Origin of the sequence: Streptomyces sp. NPDC058964 (assembly GCF_042741275.1) — a bacterium.
GTDB lineage: Bacteria > Actinomycetota > Actinomycetes > Streptomycetales > Streptomycetaceae > Streptomyces.
The window spans coordinates 1-1,150 of record NZ_JBHYKH010001033.1; the positions used below are offsets into that span (position 1 = coordinate 1).

Genomic DNA, 1,150 nt, shown 5'->3' on the forward strand with positions numbered 1-1,150 from the left:
CAGCGAAGTCCAACTCCCAGTGCAGGAAACCCTGTTCCTCGGCGATGTCGCGAACAACCCGCATCCACGGATACCGCGTCTCAACCGCCTTACGGGCATCGTCCATGCCCATCTCGGCCTGGACCAGGTCTTCGAGCTTCTTCAGCTCCTCCAGGGAGTCGACCGTCGTGGAGAAGGTGTCCTTTGGAACCGGCCCCGTACCGAGCATGGACTCCAGGAAGGCGATCCAGTCGCCCAGGTCCGCGAGCGGAATGACGTCACGGCGGCGTGCCGGTCCATTGGGCTTCTTGGGGGCGGAGGAGGCGCGTGACCTCTTGGCCGCCTTCTTCTTCCCGGATTCGTCGTCGCTCTCAGCCTCACCCAGGGAAATCTGGTCGCCGTCCATAGTGAACAGCAGGCCGGGCTCAAGGAACTGCGGCACAGGCGTCGGCTCGGGCGCGCGCTCCTCGACCTCCACTGCCGACCCGGCTACTGACGACAACAACGCATCCAGGTCTGTCCCCGCCTGCGCCGTCACCACCGGAGCCGTCGCGTACTCCGCATCGGACCCATCCAGCAGCCCCACCTTCTCCAGCGGCCAGAACCACAGCGCGCACCACGCGTCCATGACCTGCTTGAGCCGCCAGTACGGGGAGCCCTCCGCCGCGAAGAGGTCCTTGAAGACCTGCTCCTTGCTCAGCGGCAGGCTCTGGTCCGGGTTCTGCTTGTCGCGGCGGAGGAAGGCGTACTCCTCCGCGTCCTCCTCGCGATCTGTCCCCCACACATCGATGGTGCGGGCAATCTCTCGCTCGCTCAGCTCCATGCGCCTGGCAACCAGCTTCCACAGGAACTCAACGCGAAGGGCCGCCGTCTGCAACCGAGCGAGCTGGCTACCCTTGCCGCCCGTTGTCTTGGGCTTCGCCTTGATGCTGTTCTTCCACGCCTTCAGGTGCTCCAACTGCGGCCCGGCGAGCTGCTCCACCAACTTCTTCGCATCCCCGCTCGCCCCCGCTACCGCGCCCCACCCAGGCGTCGGCATAAGGAACTGATGCACAGCCCCATTCGGCAGCGACTGCTCCGAGCTATCCCCAGCCGCCCGGAACGGCAGCTTGGTCGGCGTGTGCGCACCGATCGTCCGCTCCTTCTTGATGCGCTCGGCCTCGTACACCCC

General features: G+C 65.9%; 1 pseudogene. It reads right to left on the reverse strand.

Going from position 1 to position 1,150, the window contains the following annotated elements:
• A pseudogene (locus ACFW2E_RS47450) lies at positions 1–1,150 on the reverse strand (hypothetical protein); the annotation flags it as partial.